The 19,491-nt window shown below is 68.0% G+C and carries 19 protein-coding genes and 1 pseudogene; 13 read left to right on the top strand and 7 right to left on the bottom strand.

Annotated features, from left to right (window positions below):
* Positions 1-56: 56 nt before the first annotated feature.
* The gene (locus HWY45_RS33955) at positions 57-1,421 is read right to left on the bottom strand and encodes a 2-hydroxycarboxylate transporter family protein (RefSeq protein WP_059881066.1); all 1,365 of its coding nucleotides are present in this window, start codon (positions 1,419-1,421) and stop codon (positions 57-59) included.
* Positions 1,422-1,830: 409 nt separating this feature from the next.
* Here HWY45_RS33955 and HWY45_RS33950 point away from each other — a divergent pair, with 409 nt between their 5' ends.
* From HWY45_RS33950 to HWY45_RS33925, 6 genes are read left to right on the top strand one after another with little or no spacing between them, the layout of a single operon-like run.
* The gene (locus HWY45_RS33950; RefSeq protein ID WP_059881065.1) at positions 1,831-2,658 is read left to right on the top strand and encodes a MetQ/NlpA family ABC transporter substrate-binding protein; all 828 of its coding nucleotides are present in this window, start codon (positions 1,831-1,833) and stop codon (positions 2,656-2,658) included.
* A gap of 11 nt (positions 2,659-2,669) precedes the next feature.
* Complete coding sequence (locus HWY45_RS33945) at positions 2,670-4,073, top strand: LLM class flavin-dependent oxidoreductase (RefSeq protein ID WP_059881062.1); 1,404 nt, start codon at positions 2,670-2,672, stop codon at positions 4,071-4,073.
* 18 nt (positions 4,074-4,091) lie between these two features.
* A complete protein-coding gene (locus HWY45_RS33940) occupies positions 4,092-5,258 on the top strand; it encodes a methionine ABC transporter ATP-binding protein (protein ID WP_059563779.1) in 1,167 nt (388 codons plus the stop codon).
* Complete coding sequence (locus HWY45_RS33935) at positions 5,251-5,907, top strand: methionine ABC transporter permease (protein ID WP_059881061.1); 657 nt, start codon at positions 5,251-5,253, stop codon at positions 5,905-5,907. Before HWY45_RS33940 ends, HWY45_RS33935 begins: the two co-directional genes overlap by 8 nt.
* Before the next feature lie 57 nt (positions 5,908-5,964).
* Complete coding sequence (locus tag HWY45_RS33930) at positions 5,965-6,810, top strand: hypothetical protein (protein ID WP_059563781.1); 846 nt, start codon at positions 5,965-5,967, stop codon at positions 6,808-6,810.
* Positions 6,807-8,018, top strand: coding sequence for an acyl-CoA dehydrogenase family protein (locus HWY45_RS33925; RefSeq protein ID WP_059881059.1), 1,212 nt, complete (start codon positions 6,807-6,809; stop codon positions 8,016-8,018). The genes HWY45_RS33930 and HWY45_RS33925 overlap by 4 nt, the downstream gene beginning before the upstream one ends.
* Before the next feature lie 12 nt (positions 8,019-8,030).
* On the opposite strand, the gene HWY45_RS33920 is transcribed toward HWY45_RS33925, so the two are convergent.
* Entirely contained in the window at positions 8,031-8,495 is a 465-nt protein-coding gene (locus tag HWY45_RS33920; protein WP_059810669.1) for an Lrp/AsnC family transcriptional regulator, read from the bottom strand.
* 132 nt (positions 8,496-8,627) lie between these two features.
* Between HWY45_RS33920 and HWY45_RS33915 the strand changes: the two genes are divergently transcribed.
* Positions 8,628-9,254 carry a LysE family translocator gene (locus HWY45_RS33915; RefSeq protein WP_059881057.1) on the top strand — a complete coding sequence of 209 codons (627 nt, stop codon included), beginning with the start codon at positions 8,628-8,630 and terminating at the stop codon, positions 9,252-9,254.
* A 46-nt stretch (positions 9,255-9,300) separates the two neighbouring features.
* Positions 9,301-9,501, top strand: a pseudogene (locus tag HWY45_RS33910) (site-2 protease family protein); the annotation flags it as partial.
* 36 nt (positions 9,502-9,537) lie between these two features.
* Here HWY45_RS33910 and HWY45_RS33905 read toward each other — a convergent pair.
* Entirely contained in the window at positions 9,538-10,914 is a 1,377-nt protein-coding gene (locus HWY45_RS33905) for an MFS transporter (RefSeq protein ID WP_059881081.1), read from the bottom strand.
* Positions 10,915-11,151: 237 nt separating this feature from the next.
* On the opposite strand from HWY45_RS33905, the gene HWY45_RS33900 reads away from it, so the two are divergent.
* A complete protein-coding gene (locus HWY45_RS33900; RefSeq protein ID WP_059881053.1) occupies positions 11,152-12,729 on the top strand; it encodes an aldehyde dehydrogenase (NADP(+)) in 1,578 nt (525 codons plus the stop codon).
* A gap of 45 nt (positions 12,730-12,774) precedes the next feature.
* Here the strand turns inward: HWY45_RS33900 and HWY45_RS33895 are convergent, their stop codons facing one another.
* Together HWY45_RS33895 and HWY45_RS33890 are read right to left on the bottom strand one after the other, a co-directional pair.
* Complete coding sequence (locus tag HWY45_RS33895) at positions 12,775-13,146, bottom strand: type II toxin-antitoxin system VapC family toxin (RefSeq protein ID WP_059881051.1); 372 nt, start codon at positions 13,144-13,146, stop codon at positions 12,775-12,777.
* Positions 13,143-13,340, bottom strand: coding sequence for a type II toxin-antitoxin system VapB family antitoxin (locus HWY45_RS33890; RefSeq protein ID WP_059563810.1), 198 nt, complete (start codon positions 13,338-13,340; stop codon positions 13,143-13,145). Before HWY45_RS33890 ends, HWY45_RS33895 begins: the two co-directional genes overlap by 4 nt.
* A 241-nt stretch (positions 13,341-13,581) precedes the next feature.
* Between HWY45_RS33890 and HWY45_RS33885 the strand changes: the two genes are divergently transcribed.
* Complete coding sequence (locus HWY45_RS33885) at positions 13,582-14,133, top strand: hypothetical protein (protein WP_059881049.1); 552 nt, start codon at positions 13,582-13,584, stop codon at positions 14,131-14,133.
* A 49-nt stretch (positions 14,134-14,182) separates the two neighbouring features.
* Here the strand turns inward: HWY45_RS33885 and HWY45_RS33880 are convergent, their stop codons facing one another.
* Positions 14,183-15,232, bottom strand: a complete 1,050-nt coding sequence (locus HWY45_RS33880) for a PDDEXK nuclease domain-containing protein (RefSeq protein ID WP_059881048.1) — start codon at positions 15,230-15,232, stop codon at positions 14,183-14,185.
* A 305-nt stretch (positions 15,233-15,537) separates the two neighbouring features.
* A complete protein-coding gene (gene kdgD / locus HWY45_RS33875) occupies positions 15,538-16,452 on the bottom strand; it encodes a 5-dehydro-4-deoxyglucarate dehydratase (RefSeq protein WP_059563789.1) in 915 nt (304 codons plus the stop codon).
* Between the two features lie 229 nt (positions 16,453-16,681).
* On the opposite strand from kdgD, the gene garD reads away from it, so the two are divergent.
* From garD to HWY45_RS33860, 3 genes are all read left to right on the top strand, one after another.
* On the top strand, positions 16,682-18,238 hold the full coding sequence (garD, locus tag HWY45_RS33870; RefSeq protein ID WP_059881047.1) for a galactarate dehydratase: 1,557 nt from the start codon (positions 16,682-16,684) through the stop codon (positions 18,236-18,238).
* Positions 18,239-18,366: 128 nt separating this feature from the next.
* Positions 18,367-18,822: an RbsD/FucU family protein gene (locus tag HWY45_RS33865; protein ID WP_059563791.1), complete on the top strand. Its 456-nt coding sequence runs from the start codon at positions 18,367-18,369 to the stop codon at positions 18,820-18,822.
* Positions 18,823-19,003: 181 nt separating this feature from the next.
* Positions 19,004-19,441 carry a DoxX family protein gene (locus HWY45_RS33860; RefSeq protein WP_059810675.1) on the top strand — a complete coding sequence of 146 codons (438 nt, stop codon included), beginning with the start codon at positions 19,004-19,006 and terminating at the stop codon, positions 19,439-19,441.
* Positions 19,442-19,491 lie beyond the last annotated feature (50 nt).

Raw genomic sequence — 19,491 nt, 5'->3', positions numbered from 1 at the left:
ACCGGCCGCGGCGCTGCGCCGCGTGCGGCCGCCGCGACGGGACGCGCGGCGACGCGTCATCCGAGATGCGCCAGCAGGATCAGCGTCACCGTGACGACGATCGCGCCGCCGATGCGGGTGGCGATCTGCGCGAACGGCATCAGCTGCATGCGGTTCGCGGCGGTCAGGATCGCGACGTCGCCGGTGCCGCCTTGCCCGCTGTGGCACGCGTTCACGATGGCCGTGTCGATAGGGTACATCTTCAGCAGGCGGCCGACCACGAAGCCGGTGCCCATCAGCGTGGCGACCGTCGCGACGATCGTGATCACGTTGACCAGCGTGAACGCGCCGGTCAGCTTGTCCCACGGCGTCATCGCGACGCCGATCGCGAACAGCAGCGGATAGGTGACGGCGGTCGAGAAGAACTTGTAGACGACGAACGCGCCTTCCTGCAGCGGCGGCGACACCGCGCGCGCGAGCTTCACGAGCACCGCGAGGAACAGCATCGCGACCGGCGCCGGCAGGCCGAACAGCTTGTGCGCCATCAGGCCGACCAGGTACAGCGTGATCGCGGTGATGCCGGCGCCCGCGATGTGCGTGACGTCGACGTGGCCGCGGATCTCCTCGTTCTCCGGCGCCATGTCGCCGTGCTCGCCCACTTGCAGGCGGCCGTTGCCGGTCAGGTGCGGCAGGCGCTTGCCGAGCATGTCGAGCGCGCCCGACAGGATGATCGCGGTCAGGCTGCCGAGCATCACCGGCGGCAGCACCATCGCGAACATCTCGCCTTGCGGCAGGTGCAGGATTTCCGAATAGCCGATCGACAGCGGGATCGCGCCTTCGCCGACGCCGCCGGCCATGATCGGCACGACGATGTACAGCAGCGTGTGGCGCGCGCCGAGGCCGAGCGCGGTGCCGACCGCGGTGCCGACGATCGCCGCGGCGATCGAGCCGGCCGCGAGCGGCACGAAGATCTTCACGAAGCCCTGGATCAGCACGCGCCGGTCCATGCTCAGGATGCTGCCGACGATGATCGACGCGATGAACAGGTACAGGAAGTTGGTCGACTTCGTGAACTCGGTCGTGAGGGTGAGCACGGGCTTCGGCAGCACGTGATAGTAGGTCAGCGCGGACGGCACGAAGGTCGCGAAGATCGCCGCGGCGCCGATGTTGCGCAGGAGCGGCAGGCGCTTGCCGAGTTCGGCGCAGGTGAAGCCGAAGAACGCGAGCACCGCGATCGCCATCGAGATCTCGCCGGGCACCTTGCCGGTGACCGAGAAGCCGACGATCAGCGCGAACAGGATGAAATAGATCGGCAGCGGGATGATGCCGATGCGGATCTCCATCAGCTTCCACCAGCCTTCGGGCCAGAAGCGCGTGCGGGTGTCGGAACGGAGCTGGGCGATCGGCTCCGCGTGAGCGGGGGTGGACGTAGAGGTCTGCAACACGTGTCTCCTTGGATTTGGAATGCCGGCGCCGCGTGGCGGCATCGCGTGCCGACTATTACGCAACGTCCGTGCCAGGAGCGATCTCGCGAGAAAATCCGTAATGCATTGATTTGACGAGGGTTTTTTTGGTGTGATGAAAGCGGCGGGAAACGGGCGTTCCGAAACTTCGGAATCGGCCCCGCGCGCAGGCCGAGATTTCAGCCGGCCGGGCGCGGCCCGGCGCAGATCGGGTCATATCGCTGACGAAGATTTTCTTCGCACAATCGCTTCGTAGACCGCTCCCGCGCCGCTCTCTATCATCGGCTGAACTTTTCCTCTCGCATGACGCCCTGTCCGGAGAACGCCCGCGCGCTCGCCGCGGCTTTGCGCATGCGTCGTCACCGTCTATCGACTGGAGTGGGTTCCCATGCAGCATCCCGTACTTTCCGTTCGCGGCGCCGCGCGCGTCGTCCGCCTGCTGGCCGTGGCGCTCGTCGGCGCCGCGCTGTTCGCCGGCGCGCACGCCGAACCCGCGCCGCTCAAGGTCGGCGTCGCGACCACGCCGCAGATCGACGCGCTGAAGATCGCCGCGAAGGAGGCGAAGGCGCAGGGGCTCGACGTGAAGATCATCGAGTTCACCGACTGGAATACGCCGAACGCGGCGCTCGCGAACAAGGACATCGACGTCAACTACTTCCAGCACGTGCCGTTCCTCGAGAACGCGAAGAAGCAGGGCGGCTACAACTTCGTCGCGATCGCGCCGGGCACGATCATGAAGATCGGCCTGTATTCGAAGAAGGTGAAAAGCTTCGGCGAGCTGAAGGACGGCGCGAAGGTCGCGATCGCGAACGATCCGGTGAACGGCGGGCGCGGGCTGTTGCTGCTGCAGCGCGCGGGGCTCATCACGCTGACGCCGGGCATCGACTACCGCGCGACGACGCGCGACATCGTCGCGAACCCGAAGCACCTGAAGATCATCGCGCTCGAGGCCTCGCAGCTCGCGCGCTCGCTCGACGACGTCGATCTCGCGCAGGGCTACCCGAGCTTCATCAAGCTCGCGGGCACCACCGACCCGAACAGCGCGCTGCTGTTCGACGGCACCGAGAACAAGAACTACGCGCTGCAATGGGTCGTGCGGCCGGAGAGCGCGAACGACGCGCGCATCCGCAAGTTCATCGCGATCTACCAGACCTCGCCCGCGGTGCGCAAGGCGCTCGACAACGCGTTCGGCACGCTGTACGCGATCGCGTGGTGACGGGGGCGCGCATGGCGAACACGAACAAGAAGAAGATCCTGCTGAACGCGTTCAACATGAACTGCGTCGGGCACATCAACCACGGCCTGTGGACTCACCCGCGCGACCGCTCCGCGCACTACACCGATCTCGACTACTGGGCCGATCTCGCGAAGACGCTCGAGCGCGGCAAGTTCGACGGCATCTTCCTCGCGGACATCGTCGGCGTGTACGACGTGTTCGGCGGCGGCCCGGACGCCGCGCTGCGCGAATCGGTGCAGGTGCCCGTGAACGATCCGCTGCTGATCGTGCCCGCGATGGCGCAGGTCACGAAGCATCTCGGCTTCGGCGTGACGGCGAACCTGACCTACGAGCCGCCGTACCTGTTCGCGCGGCGCATGTCGACGCTCGATCACCTGACGAAGGGCCGCATCGGCTGGAACATCGTCACCGGCTATCTCGACAGCGCCGCGCGCGGGATGGGCCTCGCGCAGCAGATCGGCCACGACGACCGCTACGAACGCGCGGACGACTACATGGCGGTCGTCTACAAGCTGTGGGAACAGAGCTGGGACGACGATGCGGTGATCCGCGACGCGCACGCGCGCGTGTTCGCGCAGCCGGGCAAGGTGCGGCGCGTGAAACACGACGGGCCGTTCTATTCGATCGACGCGATCCACCTGAGCGAGCCGTCGCTGCAGCGCACGCCGGTGCTGTACCAGGCCGGCGCGTCGGCGCGCGGCGTCGAGTTCGCGGGCAAGCACGCGGAATGCGTGTTCGTGAACGGCCAGAGCAAGGCGGCCGCGCGCGCGGCGGTGCTCGACATCCGCGCGGCGGCGGCGCGGCAGGGGCGCGATCCGGCATCGATCAGGATCTTCGCGGGCGTGACCGTCGTCACCGCCGAGAACGAACGGCTCGCGCGCGAGAAGTTCGACGAATACCGGCGCTACGCGAGCGCCGAGGCGGGCCTCGCGCATTTCGCGAGCTCCACCGGCATCGATTTCGCGAAATACGGGCTCGACGAGCCGATCTCGTACGTGAAGACCGATTCGATCCAGTCGGCGGTCGACGCGATCTCGCGCAAGAGCACGAGCGGCGCGTGGACCGTGCGGCGCATGCTCGACCAGATGTCGCTCGGCGGCCGCTATCACCCGATCGTCGGCTCGCCGTCGCAGGTCGCGGACGAGCTGCAGGCGTGGATCGACGAAACCGGCATCGACGGTTTCAACCTGACGCGCACCGTGATGCCCGAGTCGTTCGAGGATTTCGTCGACTGGGTCGTGCCGGAGCTGCAGAACCGCGGCGTCTACAAGGAAGACTACGATCCCGCGCCGACGCTGCGCGAGAAGCTGTTCGGCGGCGGCGCGCGGCTGCCCGCGTGGCACGCGGGCGCACAGCACCGGCCGGCCGCCGTGCGCGAGCCGGCGCATGCGTGAACGTGGCGGAGTGAAGCAATGACGCAATTTCTCGATACGCTGGGCTTCGTCGAAACGTCGGCCGCGCATGCGGGGCGGGACGCCCATGCGCGTGCTGAAGCAGCCGCGCCGGCCGACGGCAGCGCCGTCGCATTCGAGCAGGTCGGCAAGGTGTTCGCGTCGCCGCGCGGGCCGGCCGCCGCGCTGCGCGACGTGACGCTGAACGTGCGGCGCGGCGAGGTGTTCGGCATCATCGGCCGCAGCGGCGCGGGCAAGTCGACGCTGCTGCGGCTCGTGAACGGGCTCGAACGGCCGACGTCCGGGCGCGTGCGCGTGCAGGGCGTCGACGTCGGCGCGCTCGACGAGAACGGGCTCGTCGCGCTGCGCCGCCGCACAGGCATGGTGTTCCAGCATTTCAACCTGCTGTCGGCGAAGACGGTGGCCGAGAACGTCGCGCTGCCGCTGAAGATCGCCGGCGTGCCGAAGGCCGAGCGCGCGCGCAAGGTCGCGGCGCTGCTCGAACTGGTGGGGCTGACCGCGAAGCGCGACGCATACCCGGCGAGCCTGTCGGGCGGACAGAAGCAGCGCGTCGGCATCGCGCGCGCGCTCGTGCACGATCCGGAAGTGCTGCTGTGCGACGAGGCGACCTCCGCGCTCGATCCCGAAACCACGCAGTCGATCCTCGCGCTGCTCGCCGACATCAACCGCCGCCTCGGCCTGACGATCGTGCTGATCACGCACGAGATGGAAGTGATCCGCGCGGTGTGCGACACCGTCGCGGTGATCGAGCAGGGCGAAGTCGTCGAAACGGGCCCCGTGTGGCGCGTGTTCGGCGATCCGCAGCACGGCGCGACGCGCGCGCTGCTCAGCACGCTGGTGCACGACCTGCCGGCCGAACTCGCCGCGCGCGTGCAGCCGCTGCCCGCGCATGCGGCGCTGCCCGACGGCGCGCAGGTCGTGCTCGACGTCCGCTACACGGGCGAGAGCGGCGGCGAGCCGGACGTCGGCGCGCTGGCTGCCGCGCTCGGCGGCTCGGTGCGCTTCCTGCACGGCGGCATCGAGCGCATTCAGGGGCGCGCGCAGGGCCGCCTCGTGATCGCCGCGGCAGCCGGTGCATCGGATGTGCCCGCAACCGGCGCGATCGCCGCATTGCTCGAGCGCGCGCGCCGCCATGCGAACCACGCGGAGGTGCTCGGCTATGTTTGAGCTGTGGGGGCCCGAACTGCTCGACGCGTTTCGCGACACGCTGTCGATGGTCGCCGCGTCGGCCGCGATCGCGGCGCTGCTGGGCTTGCCGCTCGCGGTGATCCTGGTGACGACCGCGCCCGGCGGCATCTATGCGCGGCGCGGCCTGAACGCGGTGCTCGGCGCGATCGTCAACGTGTTCCGCTCGACGCCGTTCATCATCCTGCTCGTCGCGCTGCTGCCGTTCACGCGCGTGCTGATCGGCACGACGATCGGCGTGTGGGCGGCCGTCGTGCCGCTGTCGATCGCGGCGATCCCGTTCTTCGCGCGGGTCGCCGAGGTGAGCCTGCGCGAAGTGGATCGCGGGCTGATCGAGGCCGCGCTCGCGATGGGTGCGAAGCGCCGCCACATCGTGTGGCACGTGCTGCTGCCCGAGGCGCTGCCCGGCATGCTCGGCGGCTTCACGATCACCGTGGTTGCGCTGATCGGCTCGACCGCGATGGCAGGCGCGGTCGGCGCGGGCGGGCTCGGCGATCTCGCGATCCGCTACGGCTACCAGCGTTTCGACACCACCGTCATGGCGACCGTGATCGTGATCCTGATCGCGCTCGTCTCGGCCGTGCAAGTCACGGGCGACCGCCTGGCCCGACACCTGGCCAGGCGTACCTGAGCGGGCGCCACAAGCGCCCGCTCTTTCCCTCCAACGATTCCGAGAGAACGATTCATCATGACTTTGCCCATCGGCGCGCCGCGCGAGTGGAACGCGCAGTTCGAGGAGGCGCTGTTTCTCGACGTGGCGCGACGCCATCGCCCCGGCTTTCCGGACAAGCTCGCCACGCCGCCGCGCGAGCCGCGCAACGCGGACGAACTGGCCGCCGTCGCCGACTACTACACGAAGATGGCGTCGCACGACCTGTTCATCGTGCAGGTCGTCGCGAAGGCGATCGACACGCTGTTCAGCGACGATCCGCATTTCCAGCTGATCCTGTCGCGCCAGCTCGGCGACGACGGCGCGCACGCGGTGATCGGCCGCGAGCGCGTGAAGGAACTGACCGGGCGCGATCCGCTGCCGGAGATCGACGCGCTGGTCGCCGCGCACTGGGCGCGCATCGGCGATCTCGCCGTGCGCGATCTCGCGGGCTTTCTTGCATTCGAATGGCATTACGAGCTGCACATCCTCGCGAAGCTGTGGATCCAGCGCAAGACCGGCCGCATCGCGGACGGCGCGATGCGCGAGCACGGCGAGAACCGCATCCGGCCCGACGAGGAATGGCATCGCGTGCAGATCGTGCAGTGGTGGTTCGAGAAACTCGCCGCGCTGCCGGCCGCCGAGCGCGACGCGCTGATCGACCGCGTGATCGACGCCGACGAGGCGACGCAGCGGCGGCTCGACGGTTACCTGCACGACGAATACGCGCATACCGCCGAGGTGTTCGGCGCGGATATCGCCGACTATCGCGCGATCTACGACGACTGGCGCCGCGAGATTCTCGCGCGGCTGACCGGGCGGCCCGCGCTTGGGGCGCTGGTGCCGCTGTCGGGCGAACGGGTTGCGCAGGAAGCGCTCGCATGAACGATCCCCGCGGCCTCGCGGCGCTCGCTTCGGAGACGAGCGCACGCGCCTTCGATCCGGCGGCGCTCGCGCGCGTGATCGACGCGCTGCGCGGCAGCGCCGCCGCGCGCGATCGCGCGGGCGGCCATGCCGCGCAGGAAAAGCAATGGCTCGCCGATGCGGGGCTGCTGACGCTCGCGGTGCCGCGCGCGTTCGGCGGGCAGGAAGCCGCGTGGCCCGTGATCTACGACGCGATCCGGCAGGTCGCGCGCGTCGACAGCGCGCTCGCGCATCTGGTCGGCTTCCAGTGCCTGCAGGTCGTGAGCATCGACGTGTGGGGCGATCCGGCGCAACGCGCGCGCTATCTGCGCGGCACGGTCGAGCATCGCTGGTGGTGGGGCAATGCGGTCAATCCGCTCGACACGCGGCTCGTCGCGACCGCGACGCCCGACGGCGGCTACCGGCTCGACGGCGCGAAGGGCTTCTGCTCGGGCACGCGCGGCTCGCAGCGGATGACCGTGTCCGCGCACGATCCGGCGCTTGGCCGGACCGTGTTCGGCGTGGTGCCGACCGCGCGCGCGGGCATCACGGTCAACGACGACTGGGATCCGATCGGCCAGCGGCAGACCGACAGCGGCAGCGTGACGTTCGACGGCGTGACGCTCGCGCCGGACGAGGTGCTGCACCGCTCGGAAACGCCGCCGACGCCGCGCGCGACGCTGCGCACGCTGGTGTCGCAGCTCGTGCTGACGAACCTGTTCGTCGGGCTGGCCGAAGGCGCGCTGGCGGAAGCGCGCGATTACGTGCTGCGCAACGGGCGGCCGTGGATTCAAGCGGGCGTCGAGCGCGCGAGCGACGATCCGTACACGCTGCAGCGCTTCGGCGACATGCGCGTGCAGGCGGTGGCCGCCGCGGCGCTCGCCGATCGCGCGGCCGACGCGCTGCAGCGCGCATGGACGCTGCGCGATACGCTGACGGCCGACGGGCGGGCCGAGGTGGCGCTGGCGGTATCCGAAGCGAAGATCGTCGCGCAGCGCGCGGCGCTCGAGAACGGCGAAGCGCTGTTCGATGCGTGCGGCGCGCGGGCGACCGGTGCGGCGCTCGGGCTCGACCGGTTCTGGCGCAATGCGCGCACGCATACGCTGCATGATCCGCTCGACTATCGGCTGAGGGATGTCGGGCGGTTTGCGCTGACGGGGGAATTGCCGCAGGCGTCGCTGTATACGTGACCGAATCCGCTTCTAGATCGGCAGTCGGGTGGTCTGCTTGATCCGCTTCAGCGGAATCTCGGTCTGGATGTTGCGCACCCCGGCGATCCGCGTGAGCGTCTCCATCTGAAAGCGCTGGAAGTCGTCCAGATCCTTCGCGATGACGCGCAGCAGGTAGTCGTAACTGCCGGCCATCAAATGGCACTCGAGCACCTCGGGTGCCTTTTCGATTTCCCGCGCGAAGTGCTCTACGGTCGTCTTGTCCTGCCGTTCCAGCGTGACGCGCACGAAAGCCGTGAACCTCAATTCGACGGCGGCGGGATTCAGCAGCGCAACGTACGCGTCGATCACGCCTTGTTCTTCCAGCAGGTGAACGCGCCGCAGGCACGGGGTAGCCGAGAGCCCGGCATGTTCCGCCAGCTCGGCGTTCGTCCGGTTCGAGTTCTGTTGGAGCGCACGCAGAATGCGCTTGTCGATCGCATCGAGCTTGATTGGCATGATTGACTACCAGGATTGTGAATATTGGAGAATAGCGCCAATTTCACGGCAGATCATGGCCGAGATTGCATCCAATCACCACGGCAGGATGGCCATAATCGGACGACCGCCCACCCTTTCAGGAGTCGTCCGATGCTGCACATTTCGTGGTTGCCGTTCCTGGCCACTTCCCTTTTGATCATCCTCACCCCGGGCCAGGACATGGTCCTCGTGATGTCGCGCACGCTCTCCGGCGGCACGCGCACGGGCGTCGTCACCGCGGCGGGCGTCAGTGTCGGGCTCATCCTGCACACGATGCTCGCGACGCTGGGCCTGGGGGCGCTTCTCCAGGCATCCGAATGGCTGTTCACGGCGCTGAAGCTGGCCGGCGCGCTGTATCTGCTGTACCTCGGCGTCACGCTGCTGCGCGCGTCGGGGGAGCTGACGCTGTCGAGCAGCGGCGGCGCGCCGGAATCGGCGCTGCGGACGTTCGCACAGGGTGCGCTGTCCAACGTATCGAATCCGAAGGTCGCGCTGTTCTACCTGGCCTTTCTGCCGCAGTTCGTGCACGCGGATGCGGCGCGCCCGATGCTGTCGGTGTTCGTGCTGGGCGCGACGTTCGCCGGCCTGACGTTTCTCGTCAAGGGCCCGGTCGCGCTGTTCGCCGGCCTGCTGTCGACATCGATTCGCCGCAACCCGCGCATCCTGACCCGCATGCATCGCGTCAGCGGCGTCGTGTTGCTGGGGCTCGGCGTGAAGCTGGCGCTGGAGCGGCGCTGACGCGTGAGAATCCCCCGTCTTCATGCGGACGAGGACGTCGAGCCGCGTGATGGCGATTCTCGCGCTGCCGCAGCTCAAGCGCGCGTGGCGCTACGATCCCGACGCGCCGGAGAACCGCGCCTATTTCGCGACGTCGATCGAGACCAAGACGACCTACGCGCTCTGCTATGTCGGCCTGCTGGCGTTTCTCGCGCTGATGACGTCCGGCGTGCACGACATGCTGCGCGCCGTGCATTCCGCGAGCTGACGCACACGGCGGCCGCTGCGCGCGGCCGCCGATCCTTCACGCGGCGCGATGCCGCAACTCGACCCGCTTGATGTCCTTCACGATCACGAGATAGCTCAGCACCGTGACGAGCGCATTGAGCCCGACGAACACCAGCGCGCCGTTGAACGAGCCGCTCGCGCCGACGAGGTAGCCGATCGCGATCGGCGCGACGATCCCGGCCGTGTTGCCGAACATGTTGAACAGGCTGCCCGACAGGCCGATCGCTTCCTTCGGCGCGGTATCCGCGACGACCGCCCAGCCGAGCGAGCCGATTCCCTTGCCGAAGAACGACAGCGCCATCAGCATGATCACGAGCGCTTCGCTCTGCACGTAGTTGCAGCCGATGATGACCATCGACAGCAGCATCCCGCCGACGATCGGGATCTTGCGCGCGACCGTCAGCGACACGCCGCGCCGGATCAGCGCGTCGGACAGTATTCCGCCGAGCACGCCGCCGAGGAACCCGCAGATCGCGGGCAGCGACGTCATGAAGCCGGCTTTCAGCAGCGACATCCCGCGCGCCTGCACGAGGTAGATCGGGAACCACGTGAGGAAGAAGTAGGTGAGCACGTTCACGCAGTACTGGCCGAGATAGACGCCGATCAGCATCCGGTTCGACAGCAGTTGGCGCACGTAGTACCAGCCGGCGACCTTGTTGCCTTCGGTTGCCGCGCCCTTGTCGCGCGGGGCCGTGCGCACGAGCCCGCCGCCTTGCTCGATGTGCTCGAGTTCCGCGCGGTTCACCGCCGGATGATCGGCCGGATCCTTCACGACGCGCAGCCACACGAACGCGAGCGCGATGCCCGCGAGGCCGAGCCACAGGTACACGTGATGCCAGCCGTACGCGTGCGTGAGCCACGCCATCAGCGGCGAGAACACGACGGCCGCGAAGTACTGCGCGGCGTTGAAGATCGCCGACGCGGTGCCGCGCTCGGCGGTCGGGAACCAGCTCGCGACGACCTTCGCGTTCGCGGGGAACGCCGGTGCTTCGGCGATGCCGACCGCGAAGCGCATCGCGAACAGCGCGGCGACCGCGAACGCGGCGCTGCCGCCGAGCCCGATCGTGCTCTGCAGCAGCGTGAACGCCGACCACAGGAAGATGCTGCCCGCATACACGCGCCGCGCGCCGAAGCGGTCGAGCAACCAGCCGCTCGGCAGCTGCGCGAGCACGTACGCCCAGCTGAACGCCGAGAAGATGTAGCCCATCGTTACCGGGTCGATGCCGAACGCCTTGCGGATCGGCGTGCCGGTGATCGACAGCGTCGCGCGGTCCGCGTAGTTGAGTGTCGTGACGACGAACAGCATCGCGAGGATCCAGTAGCGCACGGCAGTGCGGCGGGCCGCGTGGGCGAGGGCGAGCGGGAGGTCGCGGGAGGAAGTCTGATTGGGCACTTTAATGTACGTCGTCATATGACATGATGCGCAGTTTAGAGACGGGCTGCCGCGCCGCGTAACCCGGGTTTTCCCTCTGGAGGGGGCCGAGTCAGGCAGGAAAATCGGGCTGCATAAGGCACTGATGAGATTGGGTGAGATCGGGGACCATCATGGTCGCGTAAAAAACAAGTCGGCAGACATCATATCTGTTCGGCTACAATGGGCCATCCATACCCGAACCACGGAGCACACCCCATGCAACTGACTGGTGAGATGCTGATCGGCGCCGACGCGGTCTACGGCGCGGCCGGAACCCTGCACGCGTTCGACCCGGCGCAGGGCGCGCCGATTGATGTACCAGCGTTCGGCGTCGGCGCGCTGGCCGACGTCGAGCGCGCGTGCGAACTCGCGCGCGACGCGTTCGATGCCTACCGCGCGCAGCCGCTTGCGGCGCGCGCCGCGTTCCTCGACGCGATCGCGGACGAGATCGTCGCGCTCGGCGACACGCTGATCGCGCGCGCACACGCCGAGACGGGCCTGCCGGTCGCACGGCTGCAAGGCGAGCGCGGACGCACGGTCGGCCAGCTGCGCCTGTTCGCGCGGGTGGTGCGCGACGGCCGTTTCCTTGCCGCGTCGATCGATCCGGCGCAGCCGGCGCGCACGCCGCTGCCGCGCGCCGACCTGCGGCTGCAGAAGATTCCGCTCGGGCCGGTCGCGGTGTTCGGTGCGAGCAATTTCCCGCTCGCGTTCTCGGTCGCCGGCGGCGACACGGCGTCGGCGTTCGCGGCCGGCTGCCCGGTGATCGTGAAGGCGCACGAGGCGCATCTCGGCACGTCGGAGCTGGTCGGCCGCGCGATCCGCGCGGCGGTCGCGAAGTGCGGGATGCCGGCTGGCGTGTTCTCGCTGCTGATCGGCCCGGGCCGCGTGGTCGGCGCGGCGCTCGTCAGCCACCCGGCGATCCAGGCGGTCGGCTTCACCGGCTCGCGGCAGGGCGGCGTCGCGCTGACGCAGCTGGCGAACGCGCGCCCGCAGCCGATTCCCGTCTATGCGGAAATGAGCAGCATCAATCCGGTGCTGCTGTTTCCGGCCGCGCTCGCCGCGCGCGCCGAGTCGCTCGCGACGGGCTTCGTCGATTCGCTGACGCTCGGCGTCGGCCAGTTCTGCACGAACCCGGGCCTCGTGCTCGCGGTGGACGGGCCTGATCTCGACCGCTTCGAAGCGGTGGCTGCGCAGGCGCTCGCCGCGAAGCCGGCAGGCGTGATGCTCACGCGCGGCATCGCCGACGCGTATCGTGCGGGCCGTGGCCAGCTCGCCGAGCTGCCCGGCGTGCGCCAGCTCGGCGCGGGCGGCGCGGCGCAGGGCGCGTGCGACGTGAGCGGCGCGCTGTTCGAGGTGCCGGCGCACGCGTTTCTCGGCGAGCCGGCGTTCAGCCACGAAGTGTTTGGCCCGTCGTCGCTGATCGTGCGCTGCCGTGATCTCGACGAGATGGCGCGCGTGCTCGAGGCGCTCGAAGGCCAGCTGACGGCCACGCTGCAGATGGATGCCGCCGACAAGCCGCTCGCGCGGCGCCTGCTGCCGGTGCTCGAGCGCAAGGCGGGGCGCCTGCTGGTCAACGGGTTCCCGACCGGCGTCGAGGTGTGCGACGCGATGGTGCACGGCGGCCCGTTCCCGGCGACGTCGAACCCGGCGGTGACGTCGGTGGGCGCGACCGCGATCGAGCGCTTCCTGCGGCCGGTGTGCTACCAGGATTTCCCGGACGATCTGCTGCCGGAAGGGTTGCAGGAGGCGAACCCGCTTGGCGTGCCGCGTCTGCGGGACGGCCAGGCGGAGTGAGCGGGAGGGCAGGGCTGGCAATGCGCCCGCCCGGTTGTTGGAACGTCAGTGAGCGGGGTGCGCGGCGAGCTGCAGTCGATCGGCTGCGGACAACAAGCGCCGATCCCGGGTCCACAACCTGCTGCCGGCCGTCAGCCGGACCGACGCAAGCAAATGTGCATGCACGTAGCCGATGCCGAGCCCATGAAGTGGTGCGTCGTCGATCAGGCGTTGTACTTCTTCGTCGGTTGCGGTGACGGCGGCCGGCAGGTCGCGCAGCGCATCCAGCACGATGTGGCGGTTACGCAGGCTGCCGAGCGCGAGCTCGCCGATCACGAACGGGTGAACCAGTACCTTTTCCGTATCGAGGAGCGCGGCGAGGGTCGCGTCGTTGGCACGCAAGTGATCAATCCACACGGATGTATCGACCAGAATCATGCCGACTCCGATTGACGCCGCGGGATGGGTTCGAGGTCGGACTCGGTGCCGCCCAGACGCGCGAGCCGCCTGGCGCTTTCGCGCGCGATCAGCGCGTGCAACGCTTCGCGAACGAGCGCGGATTTCTCAGTGACGCCGGTCAGTTGCTGCGCCTTGGCGAGCAATGCATCGTCGAGGGACAAGGTAGTGCGCATGATGCTCTCCCGGATAATGGATGGCATCAATTATGGCATCAAATGATGCTGTTTTCGATGCATGCGCAAGACGCCGGCCACGCAAGGCCGATCAGGCATAGGCGCCGAAGCCGGCGCATGGGTCGATGTCCCGTCGGCTTTCACGACGCCGGATTTTCTCCTACAGTAGCGGAGCCCCGGGCCGCACGGCCCGCGGGCGGAGCCTGAGAGATCGAGAAAACAAAACGAGGGAATACACCCAATGAACATCAGCAAGCGTGGCGACCACCTGTTCGCCGCCGGATTGTGGAAGACGATCGGCGACGTCGCCGGCCTGGTCCGCGCCAAGGTCGGCGACTACAGCGAAGGGCGTGTCCTGAGCACCGAACTGTTCGCGCTGCAGCGCGAACTGTCATCCAGCGCATTCGACATCACGATCAACAAGGGCCGGGCGGTCATGGGCCCCGACGCGCACTCGCTCGCGTTCGGCGAAGCCGTGCGCCGGTTCCGGCTGGATATGGAAGCGCTGGTGTTCGCGCTGCAGCACCGGCGCAACATCGACGACCGGGAGCCGGCCGCGCGCCTCGCCGCGCTGACCCAGGCCAACGCGCAGCTCGCGACCGCGAAGCAGTATGCGACGCTGACCGTCGGCCGGTTCTTCGATACGGTCGTCGACCAGAACGTGCTCGGCCAGCTGGCCCAAAACGGCACGAACTCGCGCGACAGCATGATCGCCAGCGTGAAGGTTCGCGACGCCCGCATCAAGCTCGGGCATGTGCGGCGGGGGATCATCGAGAGCATCGCGAAGATGTGAAGACGGTGCCGCCTGCCCGACAAGTCGAGCCGCGCCACTGCTGCTTCGGTCAGGCTTCGACGTCCGGCAGATCCGGCAGCAATTCCGCCTCGATTTGATCGATCGACGGCAAGCCTGCCTCAAGTGATTCCGGTACGTGTCTCAGTAACTGATATTCTGCGACGCCCATTGGATTGGCCATGCCGCGCAGCGCGTACTCCGCGACCAGGCGATTCTTTTCCCGGCAGAGCAGCAGGCCGATCGTAGGCTGATCCTCCGGCGCCTTGATTTGTGCGTCGACGGCGGACAGGTAAAAGTTGAGCTGGCCTGCGTATTCGGGCCGGAACGGCGTGGTCTTGAGTTCGACCACGACGTAACTGCGCAGCTTCAGGTGGTAAAAGAGCAGGTCGATGAAGAACTCGTCGCCGCCGACGACAAGTCGGTACTGTCGGCCGACGAACGCGAATCCGGCACCCAGCTCGAGCAGGAATCGCGTGATATGACGCGTCAGTGCCTGTTCGATATCACGTTCCTGCGCATCTTCGGCGAGGCCCAGAAAATCGAAAATGTAAGGATCCTTGAGCGCTTCGCGTGCGAGATCGGATTGGGGAGGCGGTAACCGCGCGTCGAAGTTGGTCACGGCATTGCCGGCGCGTGCATAGGCCTGCGTGTCGACCTGCATGGCAAGGACATTGCGTGACCAGCCATGTTCGAGCGCCTTGCCTGCATACCAGTCGCGAGCAGCGGGATCCTTGACCTTGTCGAGCAGCGTGCAGAGATGGAACCAGGGCAATTGTGCAGCAGGTTGCTGCACAAATTCCGCTGCTGGCCACGCCTGTGCAAGCGCGCGCATGTACTTGAGGTTGCGCGGTGAAAATCCCCGCATGTCGGGAAATGCGGACTTCAGATCCCGTGCGAGCTGGTCAATGACCTTCGCCCCCCATCCCTGTCGTTGCTGCCGTTCAAGAATGTCGCGGCCGATCTGCCAGTAGAGCGTGACGAGCTCGCGGTTCGCGCTTGCAACTGCGCGCTGCCGAGCACGCTCCACGCGTTGTTTGAGTTCGGTCAGCCAGCTTCGGTAATCGTCGCCCCAAGGGCCGGTGGGTAATGTATCGGTCATCCAGCGTTCAGCGGCAGCGATCCTCGATCAAGTCCCGACATTATCCGGAGACGTCTGCTTGCTCGCAATGCTGCTGCACGTGACCGACGGACAGCGATGAAGAAGTGCGACCATCGATCATCAAGGACGTATCGAGGCGCATCGGCAGCGCCTGGCCGTCCAGACACGCAGCCCGCACGCATCAGCGCTGTCTGCGGGCATGCGGCGCGGGAGCCGCATGACTCCCGCAGCAGGGGAGAGGGTGGAAACCGACGCGGGCCGCCGCATCACTTCGGACGATTGACCGCTTTGGCCCGACGCGGCCCTCACTGCGCTCCCATCCTCCTGATGAGCACATCGAGCTGCGCCACTTCCTCCTCGGTCAGGTCGACGAGCGGCGCGCGCACCGGGCCCGCGTCGTGGCCGACCAGCTTCGCGCCCGCCTTGACGATGCTGACCGCATAGCCCGCGCGGCGATTGCGGATCTTCAGGTACGGCAGGAAGAATTCGTCGATCAGGCGGCCCACCGTGTCGTGGTCGTCCTTCGCGATCGCCTCGTAGAACGCCATCGCCGTCTTCGGAATGAAGTTGAACACGGCCGACGAGTACACCGGCACGCCGAGCGCCTTGTACGCGGCCGCATAGACTTCGGCGGTCGGCAGCCCGCCGAGGTAGGAGAAGCGGTCGCCGAGGCGGCGGCGGATCGTGACCATGCTCTCGATGTCGCCCACGCCGTCCTTGAAGCCGATCAGGTTCGGGCAACGGTCCGCCAGGCGCTCGAGCATGTCCGCATCCAGCTTCGAGTTCGCGCGGTTGTACACCACGACGCCGATCTTCAGCGCGCGGCACACCTGCTCGACGTGCTCGGCGATCCCTTCCTGGCTCGCTTCGGTCAGGTAGTGCGGCATCAGCAGCACGCCGCTCGCGCCGAGGCGCTCGGCTTCCTGCGCGTACTCGATCGCCACCCGCGTCGCGCCGCCCGCGCCGGCCAGGATCGGCACCTTGCCCTTGCAGGTCTCGGTCGCGACGCGGATCACGTCCGAATATTCACGCTGCGTGAGCGAGAAGAACTCGCCCGTGCCGCCGGCGGCGAACAGCGCGGTCGCGCCGTACGGCGCGAGCCATTCGAGGCGCTCGGCGTAGGTGGCCGGGCGGAAGTTGCCTGCCGCGTCGAAGTCCGTCAGCGGAAACGACAGCAGGCCGTGGGAAATGATCTGTTTGAGTTCTTGCGGTGAAGTCATGGTTGGGTCGTCCGTCTAGCGCGAGTGCTGGGTTCGTCGGGAACGGCATGCGGGCCGTGAGTGGCGATGTCGTTGTATGTCATCGTACAACGTGGGATGAGGTGACGCAAGCGGTTTGCCTCCATCGCGTAAGTAGGGTCTTTCCGGGTAAGGGTTTACGCAACATTCCCGGGTTCTGCTCAATGTCATATGATGACTAACAATCAAGACGGTAGCCCCAGGAATTCCGATGACTGCTTCCCCGCTCTACATCCGCGTGCATCCGGACGACAACGTCGCGATCGTCGTCAACGACGGCGGCCTGCCCGAGGGCGCGACGTTTGCCGACGGGCTCACGCTGCGCGAACGCGTGCCGCAGGGCCACAAGGTCGCGCTGGCCGATCTCGCGGCCGGCGACCCGATCGTCCGCTACAACGTGGTGATCGGCTATGCGCTGACCGACCTGCGGCGCGGCAGCTGGGTCAACGAGCGCACGATGCGCATGCCCGAGCCGCCCGGGCTCGACGACCTGCCGCTCGCGACCCGCGCGGCGCCGCCGCTGCCGCCGCTCGAAGGCTATACGTTCGAGGGCTTCCGCAATCCGGACGGCTCGGTCGGCACGCGCAACATCCTCGCGATCACGACGACGGTGCAGTGCGTATCGGGCGTCGTCGAGCACGCGGTGCGGCGCATCAAGGCGGAGCTGCTGCCGCGCTACCCGAACGTCGACGACGTGGTCGGCCTCGAGCACACGTACGGCTGCGGCGTCGCGATCGATGCGCCGGACGCCGACATCCCGATCCGCACGCTGCGCAACATCAGCCTGAACCCGAACTTCGGCGGCGAGGTGATGACGGTGAGCCTCGGCTGCGAGAAGCTGCAGCCGGAGCGCTTGCTGCCGCCGGGCGTGATCCCGGTCGCGGCCGATGGTGAACCTGGTGATAACGGCGGCGTAGTGTGCCTGCAGGACGCCGCGCACATCGGCTTCGAGTCGATGATCGACTCGATCATGCGGATGGCCGAGTCGCATCTGGCGCGGCTGGACCGCCGCCGGCGCGAAACCTGCCCGGCGTCGGATCTCGTGGTCGGCGTGCAGTGCGGCGGCAGCGACGCGTTCTCGGGCCTGACCGCCAACCCGGCGGTCGGCTTCGCGGCCGACCTGCTGGTGCGCGCCGGCGCGACGATCATGTTCTCCGAGGTGACCGAAGTGCGCGACGGCGTCGCGCAGCTCACGTCGCGCGCGGCGAACGAGGATGTCGCGCGCGCGATCATCCGCGAGATGGACTGGTACGACCGCTACCTGCAGCGCGGCCGCGTCGACCGCAGCGCGAACACGACGCCCGGCAACAAGAAGGGCGGCCTGTCGAACATCGTCGAGAAGGCGATGGGCTCGATCGTGAAGTCGGGCAGCGCGCCGATCAGCGGGGTCGTGCCGCCCGGCGAGCGCGCGAAGCAAAAGGGGCTGCTGTACGCGGCCACGCCCGCAAGCGATTTCATCTGCGGCACGCTGCAGCTCGCGGCGGGGATGAACCTGCACGTGTTCACGACCGGGCGCGGCACGCCGTACGGTCTCGCGCAGGTGCCGGTGATCAAGGTCGCGACGCGCAGCGACCTCGCGCGCCGCTGGCACGACCTGATGGATCTCGATGCCGGGCAGATCGCCACCGGCGCGGCGACCATCGAGGAGGTGGGCTGGGAACTGTTCCGGCTGATGCTCGACGTCGCGAGCGGCAAGCGCCGCACGTGGGCCGAGCAATGGAAGCTCGCGAACGCGCTGGCGCTGTTCAACCCGGCGCCGGTGACCTGACGCGCGGGCGTTCGATCGGACGGTCGGCAGACAGACGGGCGCCTTCGGGCGCCCGTCGTCGTATGGAGGCGGGCGCCGGGATCGGGTAACGTTATGCGGTTCGTTCACGACCCCGGAGACTCGCCGACATGCTGAAGAATCTCGATCCGCTGCTGCACGCCGACATCCTGCACGCGCTGCGCGCGATGGGCCACGGCGACGAAGTCGCCATCTGCGATGCGAATTTCCCGGCGGAGTCGGTCGCGCGGCACACCGCGGTCGGCCGCGCGCTGCGGATCGACGGCGCCGATTCGGCGCGCGTCGCGCGCGCGGTGCTGTCGGTGCTGCCGCTCGACACCTTCGTCGAAACGCCCGCATGGCGGATGGAAGTCGTCGGCGATCCGGCCGCGGTGCCGCCGGTGCAGCGCGAAGTGCAGGCCGAAATCGATCGCGCGGAAGGGCGCGCAGTGCCGCTCGCCGGCATCGACCGGTTCGCGTTCTATGTGCGCGCGCAGCAGGCCTACGCGGTGATCGTCACCGGCGAGCCGCGCGGCTACGGCTGCTTCCTGTTCAAGAAGGGCGTGTTGTTGAGCGACGCGGGCTGAACGCGTCGATTGTTTCGTTGTCCGGAACCGGGCGCCGCTCTGTAAAGATTTGGTACAACCTTTTGCTTGGATGCGGCGGAAAGTGCCTCTATTCTGGCCCATTTGCCGGGCCGGGCAGGCCCGGCGAGCCGCATGGGGCACGATCCCGCGCGGCCGGCCGAACTGCAACGAGGAGAAAGGCATGACGCGTCCCGTCGATTCCGGCGTCATTTTTTTCGCGCGCCTGGCGCTGGCGGCGCTGTTTCTATGGGGCGGCGTGATGAAGCTGCTCGGCTACGGCGATTTCGTCGGCTACCTGCGCGGCATGAACGTGCCGTTGACGACCATCGTCGCGCCGCTCGTCGTTGCGATCGAAGGGCTCGGCGCGCTGCTGCTGATCGTCGGCTACAAGGTGAAGCCGCTCGCGTTGCTGATGGCGTTCTATACGTTCGCGACCGCCGTGATCGGGCACAACTTCTGGGACGCGACGAACCCCGCGGTCCAGCATGACATGGTGATCCACTTCTGGAAGAACGTCGCGATCGCCGGCGGTTTCCTGCTGCTGTTCGTGACCGGCGCGGGCGGCGTGAGCATCGACGGCGCGCGCCGCGGCAACTCGTCGTACGGTTCGCTGCGCTGAGCGCTTTGACGCGCGGATAACGAAAGGGCCGAATCCCGCGCGCTGCGGAA

It is taken from the genome of Burkholderia stagnalis (assembly GCF_902830275.1).
GTDB classification, from domain to species: Bacteria; Pseudomonadota; Gammaproteobacteria; order Burkholderiales; family Burkholderiaceae; genus Burkholderia; species Burkholderia stagnalis.
Note: the sequence above shows the minus strand (reverse complement) of the source record. Positions and strands in the feature narration are given on the sequence as shown.

Coding starts and splice junctions, on each gene's coding strand:
- HWY45_RS33950 (WP_059881065.1), top strand. CDS start 1,831: ATGCAGCATCCCGTACTTTCCGTTCGCGGCGCCGCGCGCGTCGTCCGC.
- HWY45_RS33945 (WP_059881062.1), top strand. CDS start 2,670: ATGGCGAACACGAACAAGAAGAAGATCCTGCTGAACGCGTTCAACATG.
- HWY45_RS33940 (WP_059563779.1), top strand. CDS start 4,092: ATGACGCAATTTCTCGATACGCTGGGCTTCGTCGAAACGTCGGCCGCG.
- HWY45_RS33935 (WP_059881061.1), top strand. CDS start 5,251: ATGTTTGAGCTGTGGGGGCCCGAACTGCTCGACGCGTTTCGCGACACG.
- HWY45_RS33930 (WP_059563781.1), top strand. CDS start 5,965: ATGACTTTGCCCATCGGCGCGCCGCGCGAGTGGAACGCGCAGTTCGAG.
- HWY45_RS33925 (WP_059881059.1), top strand. CDS start 6,807: ATGAACGATCCCCGCGGCCTCGCGGCGCTCGCTTCGGAGACGAGCGCA.
- HWY45_RS33920 (WP_059810669.1), bottom strand. CDS start 8,495: ATGCCAATCAAGCTCGATGCGATCGACAAGCGCATTCTGCGTGCGCTC.
- HWY45_RS33915 (WP_059881057.1), top strand. CDS start 8,628: ATGCTGCACATTTCGTGGTTGCCGTTCCTGGCCACTTCCCTTTTGATC.
- HWY45_RS33900 (WP_059881053.1), top strand. CDS start 11,152: ATGCAACTGACTGGTGAGATGCTGATCGGCGCCGACGCGGTCTACGGC.
- HWY45_RS33895 (WP_059881051.1), bottom strand. CDS start 13,146: ATGATTCTGGTCGATACATCCGTGTGGATTGATCACTTGCGTGCCAAC.
- HWY45_RS33890 (WP_059563810.1), bottom strand. CDS start 13,340: ATGCGCACTACCTTGTCCCTCGACGATGCATTGCTCGCCAAGGCGCAG.
- HWY45_RS33885 (WP_059881049.1), top strand. CDS start 13,582: ATGAACATCAGCAAGCGTGGCGACCACCTGTTCGCCGCCGGATTGTGG.
- HWY45_RS33880 (WP_059881048.1), bottom strand. CDS start 15,232: ATGACCGATACATTACCCACCGGCCCTTGGGGCGACGATTACCGAAGC.
- kdgD (WP_059563789.1), bottom strand. CDS start 16,452: ATGACTTCACCGCAAGAACTCAAACAGATCATTTCCCACGGCCTGCTG.
- garD (WP_059881047.1), top strand. CDS start 16,682: ATGACTGCTTCCCCGCTCTACATCCGCGTGCATCCGGACGACAACGTC.
- HWY45_RS33865 (WP_059563791.1), top strand. CDS start 18,367: ATGCTGAAGAATCTCGATCCGCTGCTGCACGCCGACATCCTGCACGCG.
- HWY45_RS33860 (WP_059810675.1), top strand. CDS start 19,004: ATGACGCGTCCCGTCGATTCCGGCGTCATTTTTTTCGCGCGCCTGGCG.